This window comes from uncultured Microbulbifer sp. (assembly GCF_947489355.1).
Classification (GTDB): Bacteria; Pseudomonadota; Gammaproteobacteria; order Pseudomonadales; family Cellvibrionaceae; genus Microbulbifer.
The window spans coordinates 18,878-45,259 of sequence record NZ_CANLDD010000036.1; the positions used below are offsets into that span (position 1 = coordinate 18,878).

20 protein-coding genes are annotated in these 26,382 nt (G+C 55.4%); 14 read left to right on the plus strand and 6 right to left on the minus strand.

What is annotated here, in order from left to right; genetic code table 11:
* Positions 1-72: 72 nt before the first annotated feature.
* From cmk to Q1A48_RS14165, 7 genes are all read left to right on the plus strand, one after another.
* Entirely contained in the window at positions 73-771 is a 699-nt protein-coding gene (gene cmk / locus Q1A48_RS14135; RefSeq protein ID WP_299946044.1) for a (d)CMP kinase, read from the plus strand.
* Positions 772-946: 175 nt separating this feature from the next.
* Complete coding sequence (gene rpsA / locus Q1A48_RS14140) at positions 947-2,626, plus strand: 30S ribosomal protein S1 (protein WP_299946046.1); 1,680 nt, start codon at positions 947-949, stop codon at positions 2,624-2,626.
* A gap of 145 nt (positions 2,627-2,771) precedes the next feature.
* A complete protein-coding gene (ihfB, locus tag Q1A48_RS14145; protein WP_299946048.1) occupies positions 2,772-3,080 on the plus strand; it encodes an integration host factor subunit beta in 309 nt (102 codons plus the stop codon).
* Between the two features lie 112 nt (positions 3,081-3,192).
* The gene (locus Q1A48_RS14150; RefSeq protein ID WP_299946050.1) at positions 3,193-3,501 is read left to right on the plus strand and encodes a lipopolysaccharide assembly protein LapA domain-containing protein; all 309 of its coding nucleotides are present in this window, start codon (positions 3,193-3,195) and stop codon (positions 3,499-3,501) included.
* Between the two features lies 1 nt (position 3,502).
* Positions 3,503-4,693: a lipopolysaccharide assembly protein LapB gene (gene lapB / locus Q1A48_RS14155; RefSeq protein WP_299946052.1), complete on the plus strand. Its 1,191-nt coding sequence runs from the start codon at positions 3,503-3,505 to the stop codon at positions 4,691-4,693.
* 78 nt (positions 4,694-4,771) lie between these two features.
* Complete coding sequence (pyrF, locus tag Q1A48_RS14160) at positions 4,772-5,482, plus strand: orotidine-5'-phosphate decarboxylase (protein ID WP_299946055.1); 711 nt, start codon at positions 4,772-4,774, stop codon at positions 5,480-5,482.
* Positions 5,483-5,622: 140 nt separating this feature from the next.
* Positions 5,623-5,931, plus strand: a complete 309-nt coding sequence (locus tag Q1A48_RS14165; RefSeq protein ID WP_299946058.1) for a ComEA family DNA-binding protein — start codon at positions 5,623-5,625, stop codon at positions 5,929-5,931.
* A gap of 348 nt (positions 5,932-6,279) precedes the next feature.
* Here Q1A48_RS14165 and Q1A48_RS14170 read toward each other — a convergent pair whose 3' ends face one another.
* From Q1A48_RS14170 to paaN, 4 genes are all read right to left on the minus strand, one after another.
* Positions 6,280-6,705, minus strand: coding sequence for a PaaI family thioesterase (locus Q1A48_RS14170; RefSeq protein ID WP_299946060.1), 426 nt, complete (start codon positions 6,703-6,705; stop codon positions 6,280-6,282).
* A 64-nt stretch (positions 6,706-6,769) separates the two neighbouring features.
* Complete coding sequence (locus tag Q1A48_RS14175; protein WP_299946063.1) at positions 6,770-8,284, minus strand: AMP-binding protein; 1,515 nt, start codon at positions 8,282-8,284, stop codon at positions 6,770-6,772.
* A complete protein-coding gene (locus Q1A48_RS14180; RefSeq protein WP_299946065.1) occupies positions 8,281-9,534 on the minus strand; it encodes a thiolase family protein in 1,254 nt (417 codons plus the stop codon). The genes Q1A48_RS14175 and Q1A48_RS14180 overlap by 4 nt, the downstream gene beginning before the upstream one ends.
* Before the next feature lie 6 nt (positions 9,535-9,540).
* Positions 9,541-11,229, minus strand: coding sequence for a phenylacetic acid degradation protein PaaN (gene paaN, locus Q1A48_RS14185; RefSeq protein WP_299946067.1), 1,689 nt, complete (start codon positions 11,227-11,229; stop codon positions 9,541-9,543).
* Positions 11,230-11,402: 173 nt separating this feature from the next.
* Between paaN and Q1A48_RS14190 the strand changes: the two genes are divergently transcribed.
* Complete coding sequence (locus Q1A48_RS14190; RefSeq protein WP_299946069.1) at positions 11,403-12,323, plus strand: helix-turn-helix domain-containing protein; 921 nt, start codon at positions 11,403-11,405, stop codon at positions 12,321-12,323.
* A gap of 89 nt (positions 12,324-12,412) precedes the next feature.
* On the opposite strand, the gene Q1A48_RS14195 is transcribed toward Q1A48_RS14190, so the two are convergent.
* Positions 12,413-14,710 carry a TonB-dependent receptor gene (locus tag Q1A48_RS14195; protein ID WP_299946072.1) on the minus strand — a complete coding sequence of 766 codons (2,298 nt, stop codon included), beginning with the start codon at positions 14,708-14,710 and terminating at the stop codon, positions 12,413-12,415.
* 384 nt (positions 14,711-15,094) lie between these two features.
* Positions 15,095-16,612 (minus strand): carotenoid oxygenase family protein, encoded by a 1,518-nt coding sequence (locus Q1A48_RS14200; protein ID WP_299946073.1) that lies wholly within the window; start codon positions 16,610-16,612, stop codon positions 15,095-15,097.
* Positions 16,613-16,918: 306 nt separating this feature from the next.
* On the opposite strand from Q1A48_RS14200, the gene Q1A48_RS14205 reads away from it, so the two are divergent.
* From Q1A48_RS14205 to ggt, 6 genes are all read left to right on the plus strand, one after another.
* Positions 16,919-17,869 (plus strand): nitronate monooxygenase, encoded by a 951-nt coding sequence (locus Q1A48_RS14205; RefSeq protein ID WP_299946076.1) that lies wholly within the window; start codon positions 16,919-16,921, stop codon positions 17,867-17,869.
* A 39-nt stretch (positions 17,870-17,908) separates the two neighbouring features.
* Entirely contained in the window at positions 17,909-19,621 is a 1,713-nt protein-coding gene (locus tag Q1A48_RS14210; RefSeq protein ID WP_299946079.1) for a class I adenylate-forming enzyme family protein, read from the plus strand.
* Positions 19,622-19,623: 2 nt separating this feature from the next.
* A complete protein-coding gene (locus Q1A48_RS14215; RefSeq protein ID WP_299946082.1) occupies positions 19,624-20,859 on the plus strand; it encodes an acetyl-CoA acetyltransferase in 1,236 nt (411 codons plus the stop codon).
* A complete protein-coding gene (locus Q1A48_RS14220) occupies positions 20,856-22,058 on the plus strand; it encodes an acetyl-CoA C-acyltransferase (protein WP_299946084.1) in 1,203 nt (400 codons plus the stop codon). The genes Q1A48_RS14215 and Q1A48_RS14220 overlap by 4 nt, the downstream gene beginning before the upstream one ends.
* Positions 22,059-22,414: 356 nt before the next feature.
* Positions 22,415-23,956, plus strand: a complete 1,542-nt coding sequence (locus Q1A48_RS14225; RefSeq protein ID WP_299946086.1) for a tannase/feruloyl esterase family alpha/beta hydrolase — start codon at positions 22,415-22,417, stop codon at positions 23,954-23,956.
* Between the two features lie 489 nt (positions 23,957-24,445).
* Positions 24,446-26,161: a gamma-glutamyltransferase gene (gene ggt, locus Q1A48_RS14230; protein WP_299946087.1), complete on the plus strand. Its 1,716-nt coding sequence runs from the start codon at positions 24,446-24,448 to the stop codon at positions 26,159-26,161.
* Positions 26,162-26,382: the final 221 nt, after the last annotated feature.

Genomic DNA, 26,382 nt, shown 5'->3' on the forward strand with positions numbered 1-26,382 from the left:
CAGGCCCGGAGTGGGTGGGTTTAAGATCTGGTTTGTGCCGTTCATAAAGAGGTTGAGTTGTGCAAAAAATATATGAGTGATGCAAACGAGCTGCCGCCGGTAATCACGATTGATGGGCCCAGCGGATCTGGTAAGGGCACCATTGCCAAGCTGCTGGCGGCCCGGTTGAATTTCGCCCTGCTTGATTCGGGCGCCCTTTATCGCACGGCGGCGCTGGCGGCTCTGAACAGAGGTGTGGACCTGACCAGTGAGATCGCGCTGGCGCAGGTGGCAAAGGCGCTTGATGTTCGCTTTGTTGTGGACAATGGTCGGCTGCGGGTACTCCTGGAGGGGCGCGAGGTGACCAGTGATATTCGCATGGAGCGGGTGAGTATGGCCGCCTCCAAGGTGGCTGCCATTCCCGGGGTGCGTGCGGCACTGCTGCAACGACAGCGGAATTTTCGCCGGCTGCCAGGTCTGGTGGCAGATGGCCGGGATATGGGCACTACCGTTTTCCCCGACGCTCAAGTCAAAATCTACTTGACCGCGGGTGCCGAGGAGCGCGCCAGAAGGCGGGCGGCGCAGTTGCGGGGGAAGGGGGTTTCTGTTAGCCTCCGCGACCTGCTGGAGGACATCCGTGCCCGTGACACACTGGATATGAATCGAGAAGCCTCTCCCCTTGCTCCCGCTGAGGATGCGGTTGAGCTCGACAGTACCGGGGTCGATATTGAGGCAGTCCTGCAGCGGGTACTGACGCTGGTATTCGACCGGATCCAGCCCGGGGTTCCCTAAACCCGCATAACCAGTACCAACCCGTTTTTTTAACGACAACGGCCGGGTCTTGCCAGGATTGCCCGGCCGTTGTTGTAATCCGACCCGCGTGCTGGCAGCGCGGCTGGGGTCGCGGCTGGCGGTTGACTACACTCAACAGTTACCAACGGCTGAACCCCTCACTATAGGTAATGTAATGAGCGAGAGCTTTGCTGAATTATTTGAAGAGAGCCTGAAAAGCGTCGAAATGGCACCGGGTGCAATTGTTACCGGTGTTGTTATTGATGTGGATAAAGACTGGGTAACTGTACACGCGGGCCTGAAGTCTGAAGGCGTTATACCCGCTGCCCAGTTCATCAATGACAGAGGCGAAATAGAGCTGCAGGTGGGTGACGAAGTGCAAGTTGCCCTGGAAGCAGTGGAAGACGGCTTCGGGGAGACCCGACTGTCCCGCGAGAAAGCCAAGCGCGCTGAAGCCTGGAAAATTCTCGATGCGGCCCACGCAGCTGACGAGGTGGTCAAAGGGGTTATCAGTGGCAAGGTTAAGGGTGGCTTTACGGTTGATGTTGCCAATATCCGCGCGTTCCTGCCCGGCTCCCTGGTCGATGTCCGCCCGGTTCGCGACACCGCGCACCTGGAGGGGAAAGAGCTTGAATTCAAGGTTATCAAGCTGGATGCCAAGCGCAACAATGTTGTGGTTTCCCGTCGAGCGGTGATGGAGGCTGCCACTTCCGAAGAGCGCGAGGCCCTGCTGGCGAGCCTGCAGGAAGGCATGAGCATCAAGGGTATTGTGAAGAATCTGACCGACTACGGTGCGTTCGTAGATCTGGGCGGTATCGACGGCCTGCTGCACATCACCGATATGGCCTGGAAGCGTATCAAGCATCCGAGCGAAATTGTGAATGTTGGCGATGAGATCCAGGTAAAAGTCTTGAAGTTCGACCGCGAGCGCAGCCGTGTATCTTTGGGCTTGAAGCAACTGGGCGAAGACCCCTGGGTATCCATCAAGAAGCGCTACCCGGAAAACAGCCGCGTGAAAGCCGTTGTCACCAACCTGACCGACTACGGCTGTTTTGCCGAGTTGGAAGAGGGGGTAGAGGGCCTGGTGCATGTTTCCGAAATGGATTGGACCAACAAGAATATCCACCCGTCCAAAGTTGTCCAGGTGGGCGACGAAGTAGAGGTGATGATTCTCGATATCGACGAAGAGCGTCGACGCATTTCCCTGGGTATCAAGCAGTGCCAGGAAAATCCGTGGGATGCCTTTGCACGTAAATTCGCCAAGGGCGATAAAATCTCCGGCAAGATCAAGTCCATCACCGATTTCGGTATCTTTATCGGTCTCGATGGCAGCATCGACGGCCTGGTTCATTTATCCGATATCTCCTGGAACGAAGCGGGCGAGGAAGCGGTTCGCAAGTTCAAGAAGGGCGACGAAATTGAGACCGTCATTCTGGGTATCGATTCCGAACGCGAGCGTATCTCCCTGGGCATCAAGCAGTTGGAGTCCGATCCGTTCTCCGACTTCGTTACAACCAGCGACCGCGGGAGCTTTGTCACCGGGACTATCAAAGAGGTGGATGCCAAGCAGGCGGTCATTTCCCTGGCGGATGAAGTCGAAGGTATTCTGCGGGCTTCCGAAATCAGCCGCGACAAGGTTGAAGATGCTCGCAATGTCCTGAAAGAAGGCGATGAAATAACGGCTAAAATCACCAGCGTGGATCGCAAGAACCGTGTGATCAGCCTGTCTATCAAAGCCAAGGACCAGGATGATGAGAAGCAGGCTGTCAAGGATCACAGCAAAAAGCAGTCCGAACAGGTGCAGCCAGCCACGATCGGTGACTTGATCAAGGCACAGATGAACAATAAGGACTAATCTTTCCTGACTGTTCAGTCAGTGCGTCAAATAATCTATTTGGTGCGCTCCGAGAGCCGGACTGGGGTTGCCCAGTCCGGCTTTGTATTAGATGATTGCTGGACTACGCCAAAATAATCAATAACTTGCAGAGGTTGCCGAGCGCATGACCAAATCCGAACTGATCGAAAGGATTGCGTTGAGATTGGATCAGCTGCCAGTAAAGGATGTAGAATTGGCGGTGAGGGTCTTGCTGGATACCATGTCCGACGCACTCTCCCAGGGAGAGCGCATTGAAATACGGGGTTTTGGCAGTTTTTCCCTGCACTACCGCGGACCCCGCACCGGACGGAACCCCAAAACTGGTGATGCGGTTGCACTATCCGGCAAATACGTGCCCCATTTTAAACCGGGCAAAGAACTGCGCGACAGAGTTAATCGCAGTATGCATGCAGGAACGGGGATCGAAGTATGATTACACTGCACGGCTGGGTTGATAATCGGCTTTCGCTGGTGATCCTATAGTGCGTTCCGAAAGCCCAAGGTGTTGGTCGATAAAGCCTTCTTAGTGGAACTCGGAGGTTCCCTTGTCATTTTTGCGCTGGTTGTTGCATATTGCCTATGGCCTGTTGGCCCTGGTGTGTGTGGCCTTCGGCATTTATTTCGCTGTGGAAAATCCCCAGGTTATAGCGCCGGTGATTGCAGGTAATGCCCTGTATTCAGGCAGTGTGGGGGTGTGGCTCATCAGCACTTTGCTGCTGGGGGTTCTGTTGGGCTTCCTGGCCAGTTTACTCCCTGTGTATTCCCAGCGCCGCCGTGTACGCGGACTGAACAAGCAGCTCAAGAAGCTGGAGCGTGAGCTGCACGCTGCGCACCAAAAGGTTTCTGGAGACTGAATTGCCTGATATTACCTACTTCTTTTTCCTGCTGGCAGCGATCGCTATCGGCTGGGTATTAGGGCGAGGTAGCTCCAGGAAGAAACCTGACTGTAGCGAACAGGAGGAATCCCTGGCCCGCTCCTATGCCCAGGGGCTCAATTATCTTCTGAGTGAGCGCCACGACGACACCATCGACAAGTTTATCGATTCCCTCGAAGTCAGCCCCACAACCTTTGAAACCCACTTGGCACTGGGCAGCCTGCTGCGCCGGCGGGGGGAGTACGACCAGGCGATACGGGTACATCAGAATCTCCTGGCACGCCCCAGTCTGGCCCGACAGAGTCAGCAAAAAGCGCAGTTTGAACTGGCCTGTGACTATATTGCTGCAGGCTGGCTCGATCGGGCTGAGCGCCTGCTGCAAGAATTGGTGGAGACGGCCCAGGAACTGCGTGCCACAAGCCTTGAACACCTTGTCGAGGTGTATCGGGATGAACGCGAATGGGCCAAGGCTATTCACGCTGTCAATTTGCTCCATGGCCGCCGCTTCAAGCGCTTGTCACCCGACTGGGCGTCGGTACAGGCCCACTTTTGCTGTGAACTGGCGGAGGAGGCGATTACCGCTAAGGATTATCTCAGCGCGCGCAAACACCTCGACGCAGCCCTGGGATATGATCGCGGATCAATACGGGCCTGTCTGCTGTGGGCGCGCCTGGAATATTTGCTTGGCAAACCCCGAGACGCCATTAAAGCGCTACAGCGCATTCCCAAGCAGAACCCGGATTATATTCCAGAAATACTGGAGCTTTTGATTACCTGCTACGGTGAGTTGGGGGACGGAAAGGGGCTGGATCGCTACCTGGAGTCTCTCTTGAGTGAGCATCCCTCCAACAGTGTTCTCATTGCGCTTACAGAACGCATCCAACAGCAGGATAGTGAAGCAGCCGCTGCTGCTTTTATGGGTGAGCAATTGGCACTGCGCCCATCTCTGCGGGGGCTGGGGCGTTTTCTCGATCTGTATATCGGAACAGCACAGGGCAGGGCGCGTGAGAATCTGTCCTTACTCAAGACACTGATAGATCAATTGATTGCCAGCCGCCCCCACTATCGCTGCAGCAACTGTGGTTTTTCCGGCAATCAGTTGCACTGGCTCTGTCCCAGTTGCAAACACTGGGATTCTGTTCGCTCCGTTAAGGGAATTGAGGGCGAGTAATAGTAGCAGACAGCGAAGGCGCTCAGGCCCATCCTGTCGTTGGCCATTGGATAAAAGCAATTTTCATGAGGTATTTCTTTGCAGGCTCAGGTTTCTTCCCCGATTATTGTTGCACTGGATTACGACCATGCCGACAAGGCTCTGGCGTTGGCCAGCCAGCTGGACCCCGCGCTTTGCCGGGTGAAAGTTGGCAAGGAATTATTTACCGCAGCGGGCCCCGATCTGGTCCGTACCCTGGTTGGGCGCGGTTTTGAGGTTTTTCTGGACCTGAAGTTTCACGATATCCCCAATACCGTTGCCGCAGCGGTAAAGGCTGCTGCACGTCTCGGTGTCTGGATGGTCAACGTACACACCAGTGGTGGTGAGCGAATGATGAGCGCAGCAATGCAGGCTCTGAGGGAATTTGGTGAAAAAAAGCCATTGCTGATCGGGGTAACCGTATTGACCAGCACCACTGCGGAGGAACTGGCGGCAACGGGGGTTTCCAGACCTCTGAAAGCGCAGGTGCTGTCTCTCGCCGCCAGCGCTAAAAGTTGCGGTCTCGATGGTGTGGTGTGCTCGGCGCGTGAAGCTCGGGTCCTGCGCGAGACCTGTGGGCCAGAATTTATGCTGGTGACCCCCGGTATCCGCCCGAACTGGAGCAATAGCGGAGACCAGCGACGCACACTCACGCCGTCCGATGCCCGGGCTCAGGGCGCCGACTTTCTGGTAGTCGGGCGGCCGATTACAGCAACCAGTGATCCTTTGAGGTCACTGCGGGATATATTGGCTGAGATTGCGGATCAATAAGGATTGCCTGCCTTGACCGGTGTGATGCAGTGTAATTGATGGTAAGCGGATTTTGCTCAGTGTGTTGGTATTATGCTGCGGCTTGGGGGAGTAAGAGCAGTCCCAATGTGAAATAAAAATACTTTCACTGGGAGCCTATCATGAAAAATATCCGCGTATTAACCCATGCCCTGCTTGTTCTCGTTTTCTCGCTTAGCCTGTCACCGGCAATCACTGCAAATGATACGGGGTCAGAAACCGCTGAACCGGTGGTTTTTGAAATCAACGTCAACAGTGCTTCCGTTACTGAGCTGGCAGAAAAGCTGGAAGGCGTGGGAACAGAGAAAGCACAGTTGATCGTCGAGTACCGGGAAAAGCACGGCCCATTTACGTCGGTGGAACAGCTGCTGGATGTCAAAGGGATTGGCACAGCAACCCTTGAGAAGAATCGCAATAAGATTCGGCTTTGAGATGGGTGCTGACTGCCTTTCACGATGGCCGGGGTGTTTGAACATGTGCTCTATGTAAACTCCGGTCATCATTTGTTGCGCTAACTGTATAGCAGACTGCCCTTGCACTGGAGCCTGGGCAGTCTGTCCCGGCGCCTCGGAAAGCCTCTGTGCAAGGGGTATTGGTTTGTTTAATTTTTTCCTGCGCGCCAGTATCGGATTGTATACAGGTCCGTTAGAGATGACTCTAGTGGAGCGCCTTGCCATACTCAGTGCTTTTCACCAAGAAGATAGCGACTGAAGCTGTATAATAATACAGTGATAAAATGCCTGTTGGTGATAAAGCGCCAGAGTCCGGGCGCGCGGTAATTACAGTCGCACCGCATTTGCCAGGGCACGCGCAATCAATCGGCCCTTTGCCGTGCGGATGCTGCCACTGGTGGCGAACAGGCGTTTGCCGCAATGATCCACCTGTGCCTCGATGATTAATGGTTCTTCATCTCGAACCGCGCCAATAAATTTTACCGTCAGGTCGACCATGCTGTGATTTTCGCCGGGGCCCAGCCTGGTCATCACAGCGGCGCCCATGGCGCTGTCCAAAAGCGCTGCGAGAATCCCTCCGTGCAATGAGCCAATCAGGTTCTGGTGCCGTTGCTTGGGTGTGTAGTGGTAAACCACCCGGCCTTCGATGATAGATTCAATCTGGTAATCCAGATTGCCCGCCATACCGGGGCGCGGTTGTGTTTTTGCAAACTGCGCCATGCGCTTCATACCGCTAGTGCCGATATCGACCATAGTGTGAGCCCTATTTTGGATATTTGTTGCGAATAAACATGACCTCTGTCACATGCCATCGCGCTCAGCGGGGATATACCAGAGCCTGCACCTCTCTTCGCACCACCTTGCCCACCGGGTTGCGGGGCAGGGCGGGCAGAATATGGATGGCCTTGGGGGTTTTTACCGGGCCCAGCAGCGGTTTTGCCAGTGTACGTATGGTATCGGCCTGCAGGGTTGTGCCGGGAGCCAGGCAGACAGCGGCTTCCAGGCGCTGGCCCCAGTAGTTATCCGCCACACCGAAGGCGACTGCCTCGTCAATACCGGCTAGGCCGACCAGGGCGTTTTCTACTTCGGCGGGGTAGATATTGAAGCCACCGGAGATAATCAATTCCACCCTGCGCCCCTGCAAAAACAGGTAGCCGTTGGCATCGAGATACCCCAGATCGCCCGTTCGTAGCCAACCATCGCGAAAAGTGGCACTGGTGGCCCCGGTAGCTCGGTAGTAGCCGGGGCTCACCAGAGCGCCGCGCACCGCGATCTCACCGGTCTGGCCTACGGAGAGGGCTCGCCCGTCGGTATCGACAATGGCCACCTCGCTGTGAACACAGGCCCGGCCCACGGAGCCGCGCAGTTCCTCGCGGCACATTTCCCGGGTGCTGAGTGCAGTGATGGTCATTGGGGCCTCAGTCTGGCCGTAGACGGTGGACAGGCAGGGCCCCAGCCGCTCGAGACACTGGGCGATACGCTCCGGTGGCATGGGTGCGGCGCTGTAGGTGAGCTGGCGCAGATGGCTAAACCGGTGCGGCATGGTTTCCAGCCGCTGCAACAGCTTGTAGATGAGTGTGGGCGGCATAAAACTGACGCTGGCGCCCTGGTGTGCCAGGGCCTCCACCATGGCGTCGGTATCGGCACTGGGCAGGAGGATATGGCGCGCACCAACGCTGAGTAGTGGCAGTATGTAGTGAGAGCCGCCGTGACTTAGCGGCGCTACGGCCAGGTTCGTGTCCTCCTGGCGAAACCGGTACACCGCCTGCATATTGGCGATCACTGCTGCGACATTGGCGTGGCTTTGCAGTACACCCTTGGGCTGGCCTGTGGTGCCGCCGGTAAACTTGATGGCCATGGTGGCAGCGGGGTCAGGGAGTTGCCGTGCAAAGGGCCGGCCCCGGTAGCGGGCGATCAGGTTGCGACAATCCTGACCGGTTTGCGCGTCCAGGGCCAGCTGCTCGACGGCACTGTCGGCAATGGCTGTTCGATTGTGGCTATCCACCAGCAGCAGCTGCATATCACTGCTGGCAATTAGCGCGGCATTGAGCCGGGGGCCGTTGCTGGGGTTGATGGGAATCCACACCAGCCTGGCAGCGATAATGGCCAGGTGTGCCACCAGGTGGTCGATGTGGTTGCCCGCGCACAGACCGACGTGGCTGCCCGGTGCCAGCCTGTCCAGCAGGGCCAGCGCCAGTGCCTCGACACGGATTAATAGTTCGCGATAGCGGATAAGCACTTCGGGGTCCTGAGCCGCAATGCCGTCGGGGTTGCGGGCGCAGCCGCGGTAGAGGTGCTCAATGGGCAGGGGGAGTGCGGTGCTCAAACTCATGTTGTGGCACGCTCCAGTACGGTGACCACGGTGGCGGCCTCCTCGGTTTCATAGAAGCCGCCACCATTTTCAGCCACAGCGATTCGGGGGTTGACCACCTGCCGGGGTCCGGCTTCGCCGCGCAATTGGTGTACCAGTTCGTATAACTGGATGATACCTGTGGCGCCAACCGGGTGTCCCTTGGATACCAATCCGCCCGAGGGGTTGACCGGCATTGAACCGCCCAGGGCGGTGTCCCCACTCTCGGTAAAGGGGCCGCCTTCCCCCAGCGGACACAGGCCCAAATTTTCCAGTTGTTGAATCTCCGTATAGGCGGTGGCGTCGTGCACTTCCGCCACATCGATATCGCGCGGCTCAATCTGCGCCTGGGCATAGGCCTGCAGTGCAGCCAGGCGGCCAATGTGATGCTCGAAGTCTCTCGCCGGGCGATTGCTGCCACTGGCCAGGTGTATAGCGCGAATGCGAACCGCGCGCTTGCGCCCGCCCAGCCGCTTGAGCACTGAGGCCGAGCACAGCACCGCAGCGGCGGCGCCGTCGGAGATGGGGGCGCACATGGGCAGGGTGAAGGGCCAGACGATACTGCGCTGCTGTAATACCTGCTCCACGCTCAAGCTGTGGCGGTATTGGGCCAGGGGGTTAAAACGCGAGTGTCGATGGTTTTTTGCTGCGGCCATGGCCAGTTGCCGTTGGGTGGTGCCAAAGCGCTGCATATGCAGCCGGGCCTGAGCGGCGTAGCTTTCCATAAAAAAGCTGTGATCGGTGGTTTCAGTCTCGCGCTGCTGCTTCGGAGGAATAAGCTCCCGACATTGCCGGCGGCACTGCTGTTGAAACTCCTCCAGGCGATAGATATCCGTACCCCCGTTAAAGGCCTTGAACATGGCCTCCCGGCGCTGGGGGAAAAACATCTTTTCGGCACCCACCACCAGCGCCACATCACAAAAACCCGCCTCGATATGGGCCGCGGCCTGCAGTACCGCGGTAGCGCCCGAGGCACAGGCGTTTTCCACATTGGCAATGGCGATGCCCTGAAACCCCAATGGCCGCAGTGCGCACTGACCGCGAATGCCATTTTGCCCCTCCAGCAATCCCTGGCGGCTGTTGGAAAACCAGGCCGCCTGTATGGCGCGGCGCTCCAGGCTGGCGTCCCGCAGTGCCAGGGACACAGCCACTTCGGTCATGTCTTTCACACTGCGCTGTACGGTTTTACCCAGCTCGGTCATGCCGATGCCGATCACAAATACATTGGTCATTGCGGGCTAAGCCTCGGATGCAGCGTACAGGGTTTTGCGCTGCACAATGCGAAAGCGGCTGGCTACAAAGGCCAGGTCGGTCAGACAGGCGCTGCCCGCCGGGTTCAGGCCGGTGACATGGTAGTCGCTGTAGGCAGCGGCGAAGTTGATCGGCATGCCGGTCAGGTTACAGGCGACCGAAGCGCCGGCGTGATTGAAGGCGTCCTGTGCGGCGTGTAAAAAGGCTTCGTTGATAGAGTAGACGTGGGAGGCAATGGCGCCATAGCGTTTGGCGTTGTCGGTAGCACTGGCCAGGCAGCGCTCGGCGCTGGGCCCCTTGATTAAAAAAGAAACAGGGCCAAAAAATTCCCTGCTGTACAGGGCCTGCTGGCTCTGATCGAGGGCGATCATCAGCGGCGTAGCGGTACGGGCTGAAGGGTATTCGGGGTGTGTATAGGGGTTGCTGTGGCGCAGTATCTGCCCATGCTGGACCCCCAGTGCCCGCGCCTTCTCCAGGGTTGTGCAAATATCGTCGTTGACCAGTGCGCCGCACAGCAGTGCGGCCTGTCGCGGTTCGGCGAGATGTTCCTCCACCGCTGCCACCAGAGCACCTGCCAGTTGCTCGAAGCCGATGCGCCGGCCACCGGCGACAATACCCTGGGCGGGGATATGGATATTCTGCACACTGGTACACATCTGCGCCGAGGCCTGGCACAAAGAGTGGGCCACGGCCCGGCACATGGCCGCCATATCGTGGCAGGACTCCATTACCACCGCGTTGCAGCCGGCGGTCTCGGTGTAGACCTGGGCATGGCGGCAGTGCGCTTCAATCCACTGGCCAAAGTGGGGGCTGCCGGTGAAGTCGATAATTGCCGTGGCCGGGTGCTGCAGCAGTGTGGTGGTGGCCGGTTGCTCGCGGGTATCCGCCACCAGGGAAACCAGGTCGGGGCTGAAGCCCGCTTCGGCGAGCACCTCACGGCACACGCTCACCACCAAAGCCACGGGGAGAATGGCATTGGGGTGGGGTTTGAAGATCACCGGGTTGCCCGTGGCGAGGCTGGCGCATAGCGCCGGATAGCCGTTCCACAGGGGGAAGGTGGCGCAGCAGACATTAACGCTGGGGCCGCGGGGTAAAAGTTTGTAGTGTTTTGTCAGCCTGGCACTGCTGTCCTTGCCAAAACGCCGTTGCCAGTCAGCGCTGGTAGGCACGTCGACCATGGCTTTATAGGCATAGGCCAGCGCTTCCAGCCCGCGATCCAGGGCGTTGGCGCCACTGCCGGCAAAGGCCATGATAAAACTCTGCCCGGCGGTGTGCATGGTGGCGTGGGCGTTTTCAAACAATTGCCCGGCGCAGCGCTCCAGAATCTCCAGGCACACCCCGACCCGGGTCTCCACGTCACTGTCCCGCCAGGGGGGGATAGCGGCCTGGGCGGCGTTCATGATGGTATCGATATCCACCTTGGGATAGCCAATGCCCAGTGGTGCGCCGGTATAGGGGGACACCTCGGCGCCGATGCGGCTCACCTCACCGGGCAGTGTCAGGGGGTAGTCGTTATTGAGCAGGGACTCAAAGCGGGCCCTGCCCGCAGCTGCGGCATGGGTGCCGTGAATTTTGCTGCTGGGACTTTCGGGATAGGCACTCCAAGCGTAGCGATATTTACACGCGTCCAGGGCGCGGTTGAATTTGTCGCGGTGTTGTTGAAACCAAGTGGCCATGACTTTTTCCAGAAACTAATATTTTTATTGGCTGCACGTTTCTGTACTGGCAGCCAGATTCTATTGAGCAAAGTAACTTTTGTTATTAGACTAACAGGCGAATCACACTGAATGCAAGTGTGCCCTCAAAGTTACTGTTTATCAGAACTGGACTTTCAAGTAGCATGCCCGCCATGCAAGCAGCTCATCAGATATTATCCAACCCTGTGGCCCGGGGGCTTAATCTACTGGGAGATCGATGGACCATTCTCGTTCTGCGCGAGATCTTTCTCGGTCAGCATCGTTTTGAAGCCTTTCGTTCCAGGACCGGTGCTTCGCGCGGCACCCTGTCAAAGCGCCTGGAAACCTTGGTTCAGCAGGGCGTTTTGTACAGGAACCCCTACCAGGCAGCACCACTGCGCCATGAGTACAGGCTCACGGGCAAGGGCCTGGCCCTCTATCCCTGGGCGCTGCTGGTGTGGCAGTGGGAAACCCAGTGGAGTGGAATTAAGTCCTCTGATTTACCCGTCACGCTTCGTCACAAGGTCGGCAGAGGTCACAGCCTCCATCCGCTCGCGATATGTCGTCATTGCAGGGTAAAACTGCGCTATGACGACGTTGAAAGAGTGGTTAAAACCCTACCCGAGGGCAGGGCCGTGAAAAAATTAACCGGCTTGGGTGGCAGCCGCCGCAGCCGCACTGCAGGACAGCCCCAGCTGCTGGGTCATGTGGTGGATATTATCGGCGACCGCTGGACTCTTCTGCTGATGGCCATGGCCTTTGTGGGCCTGCGGCGCTACGACGACTTTCATCAGCAACTGGGCGCGGCCACCAATATTCTCGCTGACCGCCTCAAACTGCTGGTTGGGGCGGATATCTTTGCTCGCTGTGCATACCAGAACAATCCTCCCCGTTACGAGTATCATCTGACCCCGAAGGGCAAAGCCCTGTACCCGCTTACCATGGCGTTGCGACAGTGGGTATTGGAGTGGTTGCCAAAGGTCAAACACCCCCTGACTCTGGTACACAAGCCCTGCGGCCAGGAGCTGGCCACCGATGTGATCTGTCAAACCTGCAATGCCGTACCCAAAGCGGGTGAAGTAGAAATCGGTTAGGCCCTGTCGGTTTTTGTCAGCCGGCCCGGTTTCAGGCACATGTCACCCAACGGCGGTAGTATGTGCCCGGTTTTATGAACTTTTATCTACTAGAAAAAAGTTTTGGACACGGTGATACCGTAAGTTCTCGGGTCCATGTATTTTTCCGAGGTAATCCCTGTGGGATCAACGACCAGTGATACGGTCTGGTCTTCGTCACCCAGATTCTTGCCCCAGGCGCGCAGCGACAGTGAATCATCGCTGCTGGTCCAGGCAATGGAAGCGCCCCAAATACCGTAGGCATCCAGATGGGTAATATCTGCATTGGACGATGTGGCAAAGGATTCCCCCTTCCAGGCATAGTTTAGGTTCACAGCCAGCATGCCCCCGGAGGCTAACGGCAAGGTGTAGTCCATATCCAGCGCGCCGGACTTGTCCGGTGCCCAGGGCAGCCAGTTTCCGGAGCGGTCGTCGCCGCCGGGGGTGACATATTCATCAAAACGGGCTCTGCCACTGCTGTAGGCTGCGCGAAATGCCAGCCGGTCTGTGGCGGCAAAATCGAGTGTGGTTTCAACGCCGCGGGAGGTGGCCTGGGCATTGTTTAGCACCAGCAGCAGGGTGGGGGTCAGTTCAAAGATCTGCATATCATCGTACCTGGAATCGTAATAGGCAACATTGAACAGCAGTCGGTTGTCAAACCAGGAGGATTTCAATCCCGCTTCGACGTTTTTTACCAGTTCCGGGTCCACAGTTTTTACGGCGTTGGCAGCGGTATTTGCCTGGGAGGGAAAGGCACCGCTTTTGAAGCCTTCGGAGTAAGTCAAATACATCAGGGCGTCCTCACCAAAACGGTAATTGATAGAGGCCCTTTGCGTAATTTGATCCCAGTCCTGCGCGCCCTGCACCGCTTGCGCAAATGCCGGCAGGATCAGCGGCACACCGGTGGGAAAACCGGTGCCCAGTAAATCCCGTGCATCCTGCCTAATTTCCTTTTTGTCCCGGCTCCAGCGCAAACCGTAGGTGAGCATCCAGTTGTCATTGATATTCCAGTCTGCCTGGCCATAGAGTGCAGTGGTAGTGGTGGTATTATCTTGCTGAAACAGCACATCGCCTTCGGCGGCGAGGCCCAACGATTGTAGTGCGACGTTGTAGCGCGTATAGAATTCCTCATCGCGGTCGACGTCTTCGTGCATATAAAAGACCCCGGTGATCCAATCGATGTTGTCATTACCACCGCTCAGGCGAAATTCCTGTGAAAACTGTGCGGCATGCTCCTCGACACCATTGATGACATTTTCCGGCGTGGAGTAGGGCACGGTGATATCCGTCAGGGGAATACCAGTCAGATCGTCCAGTGTCGCGATATCGCTGGCACGCCAGGCGGTAATGGACATTAGGTCGGCCCAGGCCAGGTTGTGCTCAAAACGGGCGCTCACGCCCCGGGCTTCCCGTTGCTGGGAAACATCATACTGAGTGGCGCAGGTGCGCTTGTCGCGGGTATATCGGGGCGATATCCCGTCGATGGCATTTTGCCACAATGGCGCAGTGGGCCCGCCAGCGGAAATATTCTGCAAATGATTGCAACTTCCGTTGGATTGGTCTTTTGAGTAGTCCGCTCCCAACAGCAGTTCGGTTTCCTCGCTGAGGTCGAACAGCAGCTGAGCCCGCATAACGACGTTGTCCCGGTCTCCCAGACGACCGCCACTGGAGAGCGAGGAATTGCCGATAATCGGGCTGTTGTTCAGAGCGCTGTCGACAATGACATCGGTGGGGCGGAGTACATTATCCTCAAAGCCATCGCGCTGCTTGCGCGCAATACCGACCCTGCCTGCCACAGTGTCAGTAATACCACCGTTGAGCAGTGCCTGGGCTTGGTACAATCCCTGATTGCCGGTGGTAAAACTGAATTCCATGGAATTTTCATAGGTTGGGCGCCTGGTGATTATATTAATGGCGCCGCCATTGGTGTTTTTCCCATATAGAGTGCCCTGGGGCCCTTTGAGCACCTCTATGCGTTGCAAATCGATTAGATCGAAGCCGCTGCCGCCGGTGCGACCAATATAGATATCGTCAATAAAAACCCCCACTGCCGGATCACTGGCCGCGGAGTCAGAACTGTTGCCGATACCGCGCACGTATAAGCGCGGTTCGCCCAAATTAAACTGGGTGAAATTGACATTCGGAGTTTTTAGGGTGACGTCATTGACATCTGCAATTTTTCCGCTACCAATATCGTCACCACTAATGGCAGAGACTGCCAGAGGGACATCCTGGATACTGGCAGATCTCTTTTCAGCGGTGACAACGATTTCTTCAATACTCCCAGCACTCGCCTCGCCGGTGCCGGTGACTGTAACGATGGCACTGGCCAGCAGTGACAGTGGAATTTTTCCGATTCTGGTGTTCATCTTTATTCTCCATAGTTTTTATTATGTGGTGGTATAGCCGTAGCACTCAAATCCACTCTCGCCAAACAAATCCTGTATGGTGAAAGGGGTGATATTTTTTAAGCTATCTTTGTATGCGCTGATCAATACAAATTTCGGTTCAAGGTGACAATAGTTAATGAGTTTAAAAAAGGGGAAGGCCTGCGGGCTTGTAATTGTTTTCAGCCTGAGCCCCTTGCCGGTTTTGGACGATAGGTCGTGCCCTATGGCACAAGCGCTGATCGAGGCTTGAGCACGGGACAGCCGATAGATGCTGTGAGGCGAAAAGCGTATAGTGAGGACTATTGATCATCATCTGCTTCGCTCGCTTGTCTATTCCCAATCCCGTCCTTAAGACCAGTGGGGTTAACGGTAAATATCCTCTCCGCGCGCCCACCAGCCGTGAAAACCGTAAGGTATTCTATGGGGCAGCCTGACGGTCGCCAGTGGACCGGAAGTAATATCCCGGGCATCAAAAATCAAACAACTGGAACGCCAGCTCCGGGTGTCCGTGACAAAGGTGGTGAGGTAGCCATCGTCTTCGGCACTGCTGCGGTCAGCGCCCTTTTTGGGGACAAAGGGGGTTTCGCTGCCAAACACCCCAGGACCGTAATCCCACTCCTGACGCCTACCGGTTTCATTGTCGTACTTGATTAATCCGGTAAAGCGTAAGGTGTGCCCGCCATCGCGCCGCAGAGGGATTTTTTGATGGTAGGCATAGCGGGTTTTTACGCCGTGAAACAGTTGATTGCTCTTGTTGAATTCCGAATTTAAGTCATCGATCGGCCCCTCTCTCACTTCTCCTGTGCGCAGGTTAAGGCGCCAGCGGTAGTTATTGGCTTCCAGGCGCATATAGGCAAGCATATGGGAGAGCGTGCCCTCCTCGGGATCGGCGTCGGGCATGGGATTGGTTGAGCGACAGCCATCTATAACCACCCAGTCGCCCTCTTCCCAGGCATTGGAGGTGTGTAGTACATAACAGGGTTCACATTCCAACCAGGTGACTTGGCTGCCCAGCCGTGGAATCAGCCCGAAACGGGTGGGCATGTCACGGTGAAAACGGATGATTCGCCGCCCGTGCTGCCGAAGGATATGAATATCGTGAAACAGTGGGTGGTCGTGCAATATGGCGTGATTACTGGTAAAGGTAATCTCGTGGGGCAAACGCGGGGCGGGTAGGTCAATGGGGCACTCGTGCTTAAGTCTGCCATCGGCTCCGAGAACACCGTAATTCATATAGGGTGGCGTGTCGCCGAAATCAAAGAAAAACATTTCCCCGGTTTCCCAGTCAACACGCGAATGCGCCGACATTTTGCGGGTCAGCTTGCTGGGTGATTGCAACGGTCCCAGATTTTCCAGGGTAATGGGATCCAGCGTGTAGGGAATGCCGGCGTTATACCACAGGGTGATCAGGCGGCCATTGTGCCAGATGATATCCGTGTTGGCGGTGTCCTTGATAGGAAAGTCCGGCAGGGTGAAATCAAAAGTTCCCATCACGCCGGGCCAGACAGCCTGGCACTCGTTCTGTTCGCGTAGTAGCGCTGCCGTTTGTATCTGGCTGCTGCGGTAGGTGACCTGACCATTGTTGAAGTAGAGTCCCTGCACCAGGCCGTCTCCATCAAATGGATGGTATAGGGAAGAGGGCTTTTGGCGGGGATTGGGGCCGTTGCGCAGATAGGCGCCGTACATATCGGCTGGGATTTCTCCCTCTATTTCCAAATTCGTAGCGTGAGTATTGATATTATTCGTAGGCGCATAGACACCGTGCAAATAGGGATTGTCCAACTCGTAAATCCACTGCGGGGTATCTTCCAGTTGTGAAAATTCACCAAGACAATTGACGGTAGTTGGGAAGAGTGCGTTTTTAGGGGATTGCATCGGCATACAGGGCCTCTTATATATTCACCTGATACAGGTATGGGCTTAATTACTTAGTGGCCATTTCTGCAGTTTATAACCATAAGTCTATTAGCGCAAGCTGGATTTTGAGTGCTTTTTGAGATGCCAAAAGGCTCGATAAAAATCATGAATGGTTTGTTATTTATATTTTTTATATAGAAGTTTCTTGTGTGGATGCTTGTTTGAACGCATTCTTTTGATATAGGATCTTTATCAATTAAGTCTAATAACAAAAGCCTGTTGTCACGGGCCTGTATTTGTGCCGAGAGATAGCCTGGGGGTTGTTGTAAAATGAGTGATAGGAGTGGGCCCGACTCAATATTAAAAGAAAGCGAGTCAGAAAAACTAACATTGCCCATTATTCAGGCACCCATGTTTTTAGTGTCCGGGCCGGAAATGGTACTGGCAAGTTGTGAAGCGGGTATCGTCGGTTCCTTTCCCGCGCCCAATGCCAGGACCCTGCAGGACCTCAATGGCTGGTTGCGCCGTATTACCGAAGCGCTGACCGCAAAATCCCTGGCAATCCCCTGGGCTATCAATCTGGTTATGCACCGCAGTAATAGCCGCCGCCACGAGGAACTGGCGCTGGCGGCAGAGTACCGGGTTCCCCTTGTGATTACGGCACTGGGCAGCCCCCGGGAGGCGGTGGATCGGGTACACCGTTATGGCGGCAAAGTGTATGCCGATGTGGTGTCACTCGAACTGGCCCGCAAGGCTGCGGCATCCGGCGTGGATGGCTTGGCGCTGGTGTGCACTGGCGCAGGTGGCCATACCGGGCATATTTCACCCTTTGCCTTTGTGGAAGAGGTGCGTGGGTTTTTCGATGGTGAGATTATTCTCTCCGGCGCCATTGGCAACGGACGCGCAGTGCGTGCGGCCCAAGTGTTGGGGGCGGATTACGTCTATATGGGGACACGCTTTATACCCACCCACGAAAGCCTTGCCCAGAGAGCGTATAAACAGATGCTGGTGGGTGCTTCTGGAGCCGATATTGTTACCAGCGACGCAATTACCGGGGTTAAAGCCAATTGGTTGCGAAACAGTTTGGTTCGTGGGGGTTATGATCCCGACAACATGCCCGACGCAGCGGAAATCGATTTTTTAAAGGCAGCGGGTGATGTAAAACGCTGGCGAGATATCTGGTCCGCTGGGCAAGGTGTGGGCGCCATTACTCAAATACAGTCCATTGCCCAAGTGGTAGAACAATTGACGACCGAATATCAGGTGGCAATGTCCCCATAGAAGCAGGGCAGTTTCACTTTTCAGTATAAAGGAAAAATCATGATTACATCTTCCCGACAAAAAATAGAGGAATATGAAGACAGGGGATTTTGGCAGGGGGTCAAGCTGCACGATTTGTTACTGGAAAGAGCAGCCAGACAACCGGATTTGCTGGCGTTGGTGGATCAACCCAGTCGACATCAACTGGTGGGCTCTGAACCACAGCGTCTGACCTTTGCCGAGCTGCAAAGAGCCAGTGCCAATCTTGCCCACCATTTGCTGGCGCAGGGTGTGGGCTTTGAAGATCGCGTTATCGTGCAATTACCCAATATCGTGGAACTGGTCATCTGCTACCTGGCTATTAGCCGTATCGGTGCCATTATTTCCCCGATACCGGTGCAGTACGGACAGCACGAGCTGAATCATATTGCCAAAGCGCTCGATGCCCGCGCCTACATTGCCATGAAGACCTTAAAAGGTAAGCCATTTGGCAGCCTGATGGCAGAATTTCTGGGCAGCCGCCTATCGGTACTGGTGCTGGATGAAAATTTGCACATAAACTATGGAGATGATACCCAGGCACGCCGGCATCTGCAAAGACATGAAGCTGCTAATCCGTGGGATGCCAATCATATTTTTACCCTTTGCTGGACTTCGGGCACCACAGGCATGCCCAAAGGGGTGCCGCGCTCGCACAATATGTGGCTTAACGTGGCACTCAATTGTATTGAAGCAGGAGACTACCGACCCGGTGATGTACTGTTAAATCCCTTTCCACTGGTCAATATGGCCTCAGTGAGCGCTTTTCTATATCCCTTTGCCTTATCAGGCTGCACACTGGTTTTACATCAGCCCTTTGAGCCGGAGATTTTTCTGCAGCAGCTGCAGAATGAGCGGGTCAGCTTTACGCTTGCGCCGCCCTCATTGCTCACCCGCCTGGCAAAAAATGAATCTCTGTGGGGACAATTCGATTTTTCGACCTTGCGTGCCATTGGTTCCGGATCCGCACCGCTATCACCCTGGATGATAGAAAAATTTGAGGGCGATTACGGTATTGGTGTGGTGAATTACTACGGCTCCAACGAGGGCATCAGTTTGGTGTCGAGACCCGTGGATGTGCCTGAGCCCTCGGTGCGAGCCTATATGTTTCCACGTTTCGGCGCAGCTGGTCTTACCTGGCAATCCCGAGCCAGCAAGAGCATCTGGACCAAAGTTGTCGACCCAAATACCGGCGAGGAGATCACGCAAGCGGGCGTAGTCGGAGAATTGGCGGTTAAGGGACCCACAGTCTTTGATGGTTATTGGGGGGCAGATGCACTGGAGGTGTTTACCGAAGATGGCTATTTCCTGAGCGGGGATCTGGTGGAAATCTGTGGAGAGGGAAACCGCTTTTATCGCATTGCCGGGCGCTGCAAAGACATCATCAACCGCGGTGGTATGAAAATATCCCCCTCTGAGATCGATGTTCTGCTGGAGGGGTTGCCCGGCACCAGTGATGTCGCAGTCTGCTCCTATGCCGATGCTGACCTGGGTGAACGTATCTGTGCCTGTGTGGTGCCCAGCGATGATATCAGTGCACCGAAACTCGACAAACTGGTCGATTATTTGTGTGGCAAGGGTGTCGCCAGGATCAAGTTGCCAGAGCGTTTGGAATTGTTTGAGCAACTGCCCAGGAATCCCCTGGGTAAGGTGCAGCGCTTTGTTTTGCAACAGTGGGTCGGTGAACGCATTGCGGCCGGGGCCTGCGCGCAAACCGGGGCAGAGGAAAAATAACCATGTCGGCAAGTGTCTATATACTGGGTGGCAGCCAGAGCGATTTTGCCCGAAACTGGGCCCGCGAAGGCCTGGATATCTACGCAATGTTTCGCTCCTGCCTGGAGCAGGGGTTGGCAGCCACAGGGCTTGATCCCGATCAGATTGAGGTCGGGCATGTGGGGAATTTTGCCGGCGACCTGTTTGCCGGGCAGGGGCTGCTGGGTGGATTCTTTGCCCAGGCATTTCCGAAGTTAAACGGTGTGCCCACCACACGCCATGAAGCTGCCTGTGCTTCTGGCTCCATGGCCCTGCTGGGGGCCATCCGGGATATTCGCTGTGGCGATTGCGATCTGGCCTGTGTGCTGGGGCTGGAATATATGCGCAACGTGCCGGGGAAAACCGGTGCCGATTATTTGGGTGCAGCCACCTGGAAGGGGGTAGAAGCGCAGCACTGCGACTACCCCTGGCCCTTTATGTTCAGCCGTATTATCGATGAATATGAGCGCCGCCACGGCATCGATACCACCTACCTGCGGGCAATTACCAAGCTGAATTTTGCCAATGCGAGGAAAAATCCCCGCGCGCAATCGCGCAACTGGCAGTTTGAACCCGAGTTCTTTACCGACAGTAACATCCACAATCCCATTATCGAAGGGCGTATACGCAAATCCGACTGCGGACAAATTACCGATGGTGCGGCTTGTGTTTTTGTAGCCAGTGAACGGGCCGCCAAGGCTTATGCTCGGCAGCACAACCTCAGTCTGCGGGATATCCCCCGTATCAAGGGCTGGGGGCACCGCTCAGCCGCCATTGAGCTGGAAGCCAAGTTGCACCACAGTGACGGCAATCCGCTGTTATTTCCCCATATCCAACAGCTGCTCAGCGATGCCCTGACCCGTGCCAAACTGGGAGACATCACAGACTTGGATGGCCTGGAGGTACACGATTGCTTTTCCATCACCGAGTATATGGTGATTGATCACTGCGGCCTGACGGCGCCGGGCGAAAGTTGGAAAGCAATCGAGGAGGGCCGCATTGCCGCGGATGGCGATCTGCCGATCAATGCCAGTGGTGGCCTGATTGGGTTGGGGCACCCAGTGGGCGCCACCGGTGTGCGCATGGTGCTGGACTGCCACCGGCAGGTCACCGGCCAGGCCGGGGACTATCAAATAGCGGGAGCGAAGAATATGGGTACCTTTAATCTGGGTGGCAGTGCCACCACTTGTGCCAGTTTTATCGTGGGAGTAGATACATGAATTCAGCCTATATCTACGATGCCATTCGCAGCCCACGGGGACGTGCCAAAGCATCGGGCGGACTGCACGAGTTGACATCTCTGGAATTGATGAAGCATCTCTATGAAGCGCTGGAGTCCCGCACAGGGCTGGATAAGGCGAGAGTCCAGGATGTGATCCTGGGCTGTGTCACTCAGGCTGGTGAACAGGCCGCCAACATTGCCAAAACGTCACTGCTCTATGCCGGCTGGCCTGAACAGGTGCCGGGTATCACACTCAACCGTTTTTGCTCCTCCGGCCTTGATGCCATTAACTTCGCCGCTCTCAAGGTCGGTGCTGGCCAGGCATCTTCGATATTGGCTGGAGGGGTGGAGATGATGTCACGCATCCCCATGTTGTCGGATCGCGCTTCCGTTTTTAGCGATGCCGCCCTGGCAGCCCGGTGTCGTATGCTGATGATGGGCTCGGGTGCCGACCTGGTTGCCTCACTGTACGCAGTATCCCGGCAGGAGGCTGATGCCATTGCACTGCAGAGCCAACAGCGAGCGGCGCGGGCCAGGGATGCTGGTTGGTTTAGCTCCATCGTGCCCATTACCAATGCGGCCAAGGGCATTGTGGTAAAGACCGATGAGTGCATCCGTGATGGCACCACACTGGAATCTCTGGCGCAGCTGCCAGCAGCTTTTGCCGAACTGGGTGCGAGTGGGGTGGACGCCCTGCAACTGCAGGGTGTGGAGGGGCTCAGCGCTATCCGTCATATCCACACCGCTGGCAATTCCCCAGCCATGGCTGACGGTGCAGCGCTTTTGTGGATAGGGGATGCGCAGTTGGGTAGGGATATGGGACTGCCGAGGCGAGCCAGAATCCGCGGGGCAGTCAGCCTTTGCGATGACCTTATGACCGTAAACACCGGCTGTGCCAGGGCGGTTGACACATTGATGCAGCAACAGGGCCTCACCGCTGCCGATGTGGATCTTTTTGAATTGCATGAGGCCTTTGCGGCGACTGTGATCAAATGCCGTCGCGATCTTGAGATTGACCAGGACAAGTTAAATGTGAATGGCGGTGTGATTGCTTTGGGGCACCCCATGGGCGCCACCGGTGCAGTGATGGCTGGGACCTTGTTGGATGAACTGGAGCGCCGCGGTCTACAGTTGGGAATAGTGGCTGCCAGTGGGGCTGCGGGAACCGGTACTGCACTCCTGATAGAGCGCTGTTAATCCAATCCGGCAAATTGCCCAGAAGATCTCTGATAATTTGCACAGTTGTGATAAGCGAAGAAAATCTGAACGGAGTTGGTGTGATGGCATCCGCAAGCTCGGCTGGGTGGATTACGAGAGGAGCGAAATTCAAGGTTCCGATGGGTCACGCAGTTTCTTAGTGAGCAGCGGTGCCTACCTGCTCGAAATACCGCTATAAATAAAAGGGTACACCTATACAGGGTCCGTCCACGCACATGCCTGTTGTTGGAATGTCCGCAGGCAGAGTATTTGAATCGATAGTGTCGGGTAACAGTGGGGGGATGGGCAAGACCTGTTTGCTTCATGGTTTTGGTGTTCGACTTGAGGATACGTACATGAAAAAAGTAGTGGATAGTGCTTTCTTGTTAATTGCTTTCTTTTTGTTGCTGTTTGGAATGAATGCCGGGGCTGGAGAAGCTCCGGAATTGAAACTGTGCGGAGAGAGCCTGGCACTGCCCGAAAATGTGCGCCTGCGCGATTATCCAGCCTGGCAAGATAGCGTGGGTTTGCCACGCTACTGCCGGGTTCGCGGAAAAATTGATGGGCGGGTGGGCTTTGAAATGCGCCTTCCGGAAAAGTGGAATGGTCGTTTTATGATGGCCGGATGTGGCGGCTTTTGCGGTCAGTTATTACCAGATAAGAAAGGCCACTCCAACGCAATTAACGAAGCTTTGAAACTCGGCTATGCGGCCATCAGTCAGGATGGTGGTCACAGTGGTGAGAGCTGGGACGCGGGCTTTAGTGTTGGTGATCCGGATGCCCTGGAACTTTACGCACATAAAGTGTTGCCGGTGGTTGCGACTGCCGGAACGGCCATAGCGACTGCATTTTACCAGCAAAGTCCACGCTATAAATATTTCTCCGGATGCTCCAATGGCGGTCGCCTCGGCATGATGGCCGCTCAACGCTACCCGGACCTGTTTGACGGTATCGCTGCGGGTGGCAGCATTTTTGATCTGAGCGGCAATGCCGGGCTTTGGGGTAATTGGCTCGCCAAATTGGTAAAAAACGAGGGCGAATACGTACTGTCCAAGGAAAAGGTTCCATTTCTGCAACGCGAAGTCATGCAAAAATGCGATGGCAGTGATGGCCAGATCGACGGGGTGATATCAAACCCCGGCGCCTGTCGCATTGATTTCAGGTCGATGCAGTGTGATTTAAAAGGTAAGCCGAACAATCAGTGCCTGGCCTCTACAGAAGCCCGTATGTTGAATACACTGTACAGCGGAGTAAAAAACAGGGATGGGGAAACTGTCTATCCCGTTTTGCGCTATGGTGCTGAACACTACGGGGACATCTGGCTGTTTGGTTCTGAGACAAGGCCCAGTTGGGGCCTGTTGGCAGCCAACAGCTACCGCAAGCTGCTCATGCACAGTGTCAACGCGCCAGATCCCGATAGCGCTATCACCACCGACGCCATGCAGGTATTGATTGCCAGGTCCCCGGTGCCTGCACTGACCGATGCAGTGGATACGGATCTCTCTGGTCTCAACAAGAACCATGCCAAACTGCTGATGTATCAGGGGCTGGCTGATCCACTGATTATCCCTGACCCAATCATTGAGTATTACAAAAAGGCAGCAAAAAGCGCCGGCAGCTTTTCTGCGTTAAAACGTGATGCGCGACTGTTTATGGTGCCGGGTATGGGGCACTGCTGGGAAAAAAATGCCAATGCGCCCGATGTATTTGATCCGCTTGTGACGCTGCAAAAATGGGTTGAAGAAAATAAAGCTCCGGAGTATTTGGTGGCCAAGCAAATGGATGACAGTGGCGAGGTGGTCCGAACCCGGCCTGTTTGTGCCTATCCGAAGGTGGCCAGGCTTATAGAGGCAAAATTTCCCAATCAGTGGCAAAGTTATCGGTGTGAAAACTTATAAGGCGATCAATACCGCTGAAGAGGTTCAAGGGGTTTTTCAATATATGGAGGGCATAATCCCCAGAGCCCTTGATAGGTGTACAGCAGCGCTGACCAAATTGGATGTTTGGGTCTGGTCTGACACATTTTTTTCAACCAGCAGACCCCGCCCTGCTGGTTGTGGATGCGGTATGTAAAATCCAGGTTGCTGAGCCTGGCAGAAGGGCACCGAAACACACTAGAAAGGCTGTACTTTTATTCCGCAAGCCTGTTTGTATTTGTTCATCAGATGGAACACCGAAAAAGAATACACTTATAAAGTCGTTATCAATTTATTGTTAATTCAAAATAAAACAAAATTTTAGCAAAGCACGGGGGAGAGGACCTAGCCCTAATTAAGGTAACTCTACCAAACCTCACAATACAGAATTTTCGTCGAATAGTTAAAAGAGAAGCTGGTATAAATACCCCGCTTCTGTTACATCAGTATAAAAGAAGAGGAATCTATTCCATGAGACAAATATTTCACAAAGTTCTTATCGTGCTATACCTGAGCCCGCTACTGGGCAGTGCCTGGGTTGCCGTTGCGTTCGACCGGGTAAACGGGGAGGGCTTCGCCAGTCGTTCACCCGTATTGGCTAGCCGGGGAATGGCGGCCACCAGCCAACCCCTCGCGACGCAGATAGCATTGGATATCCTCAAGCGCGGAGGCAGCGCAGTGGACGCAGCCATTGCCGCCAATGCGGCTCAGGGGCTAATGGAGCCTACTGGTTGTGGCATCGGGGGCGATTTGTTCGCAATGGTGTGGAGTGCGAAGGATAAAAAACTCTACGGGCTCAACGCCAGCGGTCGATCACCAAAATCTCTCCCATTTGAATATTTTGCCAATAATGGCCACGGCAAGATCCCTTCTCATGGCCCCTTGCCGGTTTCGGTTCCTGGAGCCGTTGAGGGTTGGTTTCAGCTCCACAAAAAGTTTGGACGCTTGCCGATGGACGATATTCTGGCACCTGCAATCGACTACGCAGAGCAGGGCTTCCCTGTAACCCAGTTGGTCGCATACTACTGGAACAGGTCCGTGCCGCGGCTGCAGGATTATCCCGGTTTTCGCGAAACATTTATGCCCAATGGCAGAGCGCCACAAGAGGGTGAAGTGTTTCGCAATCCCCGCCTGGCAAAGACTTATCGCCGTATCGCAACAGGTGGTCGGGATGCTTTCTATAAAGGCGATATTGCTCGGGAAATTGCCGCCTATATTAAAAATCAGGGCGGATTTCTCACCTATGAAGACATGTCAGCCCATCGCTCAGAGTGGGTTGAGCCGGTCTCCACCAATTACCGTGGGTACGATCTGTGGGAGTTGCCGCCCAATGGTCAGGGTATAGCGGCATTGCAGATCTTGAATATCCTGGAAGGGTATGATTTGGCTGCCATGGGCAGAAACAGCGCGGACTATCTGCACCTGTTTGCAGAAGCCAAGAAGCTGGCATTCGAGGATAGGGCTAAATATTACGCTGACCCTGGGTTCAATCGTCTGCCCGTGAAACAGCTAATCTCCAAGGAATATGCCTCCGAACGACGCAAGCTTATCGATTTTGAGAGCGCTTCCAAACGATATGATGCCGGCAATCTTGCCCTGAGACACGGCGATACCATCTATCTCACTGTTGCTGATGGCGATGGTAACATGGTGTCGTTGATTCAGAGCAACTATCGTGGCATGGGTTCTGGTATGACACCGGGGGAGCTTGGGTTTATTCTTCAGGATCGTGGTGAAATGTTCAGTCTCAAGGAGGGGCACTACAACCAGTATCAGCCCGGTAAACGACCTTTTCACACAATCATTCCGGCCTTTGTGACCAAAGGTGGTAAACCGTTGATGAGTTTTGGTGTGATGGGTGGGCCCACACAGCCGCAGATGCACGCCCAGATCATGATCAATATGATTGACTTTGGCCTCAACGTGCAAGAAGCGGGAGATGCGCCGCGTATCCTCCACAGTGGCTCCAGCCAGCCTACAGACGAGACGATGCTTGATGGGGGATACCTGAGTCTCGAAGATGGATTCCCTCTGGAAACGCGCCGCAGGCTGGTACAGATGGGGCACCAGTTGCGCTTTGAAAGTGGCCCCTATGGCGGCTATCAGGCAATTCTGCGCGATGAAGAGCAGGGCGTTTATTGGGGTGCCTCTGAGAGCCGCAAGGACGGTCAGGTCGCAGGCTATTGAGGGCCCGACCTTCACCCGAACCCAGGGCAGCGATAAGGCCAGTCAGTATCTCGTGAGAGTTAGCGCAATTCCCGGCCTAGGATGATTCGGAATCAGCACCAGTTGGAAATGAGGGCACTATACACAACACAGGAACTGTAGTGATCTACTAATCCCGGACACCAATTTAGGTGGTAAAGTCGCCGCCTGAGACAGAGGTGTTCAATGAGTAAACAACGTAG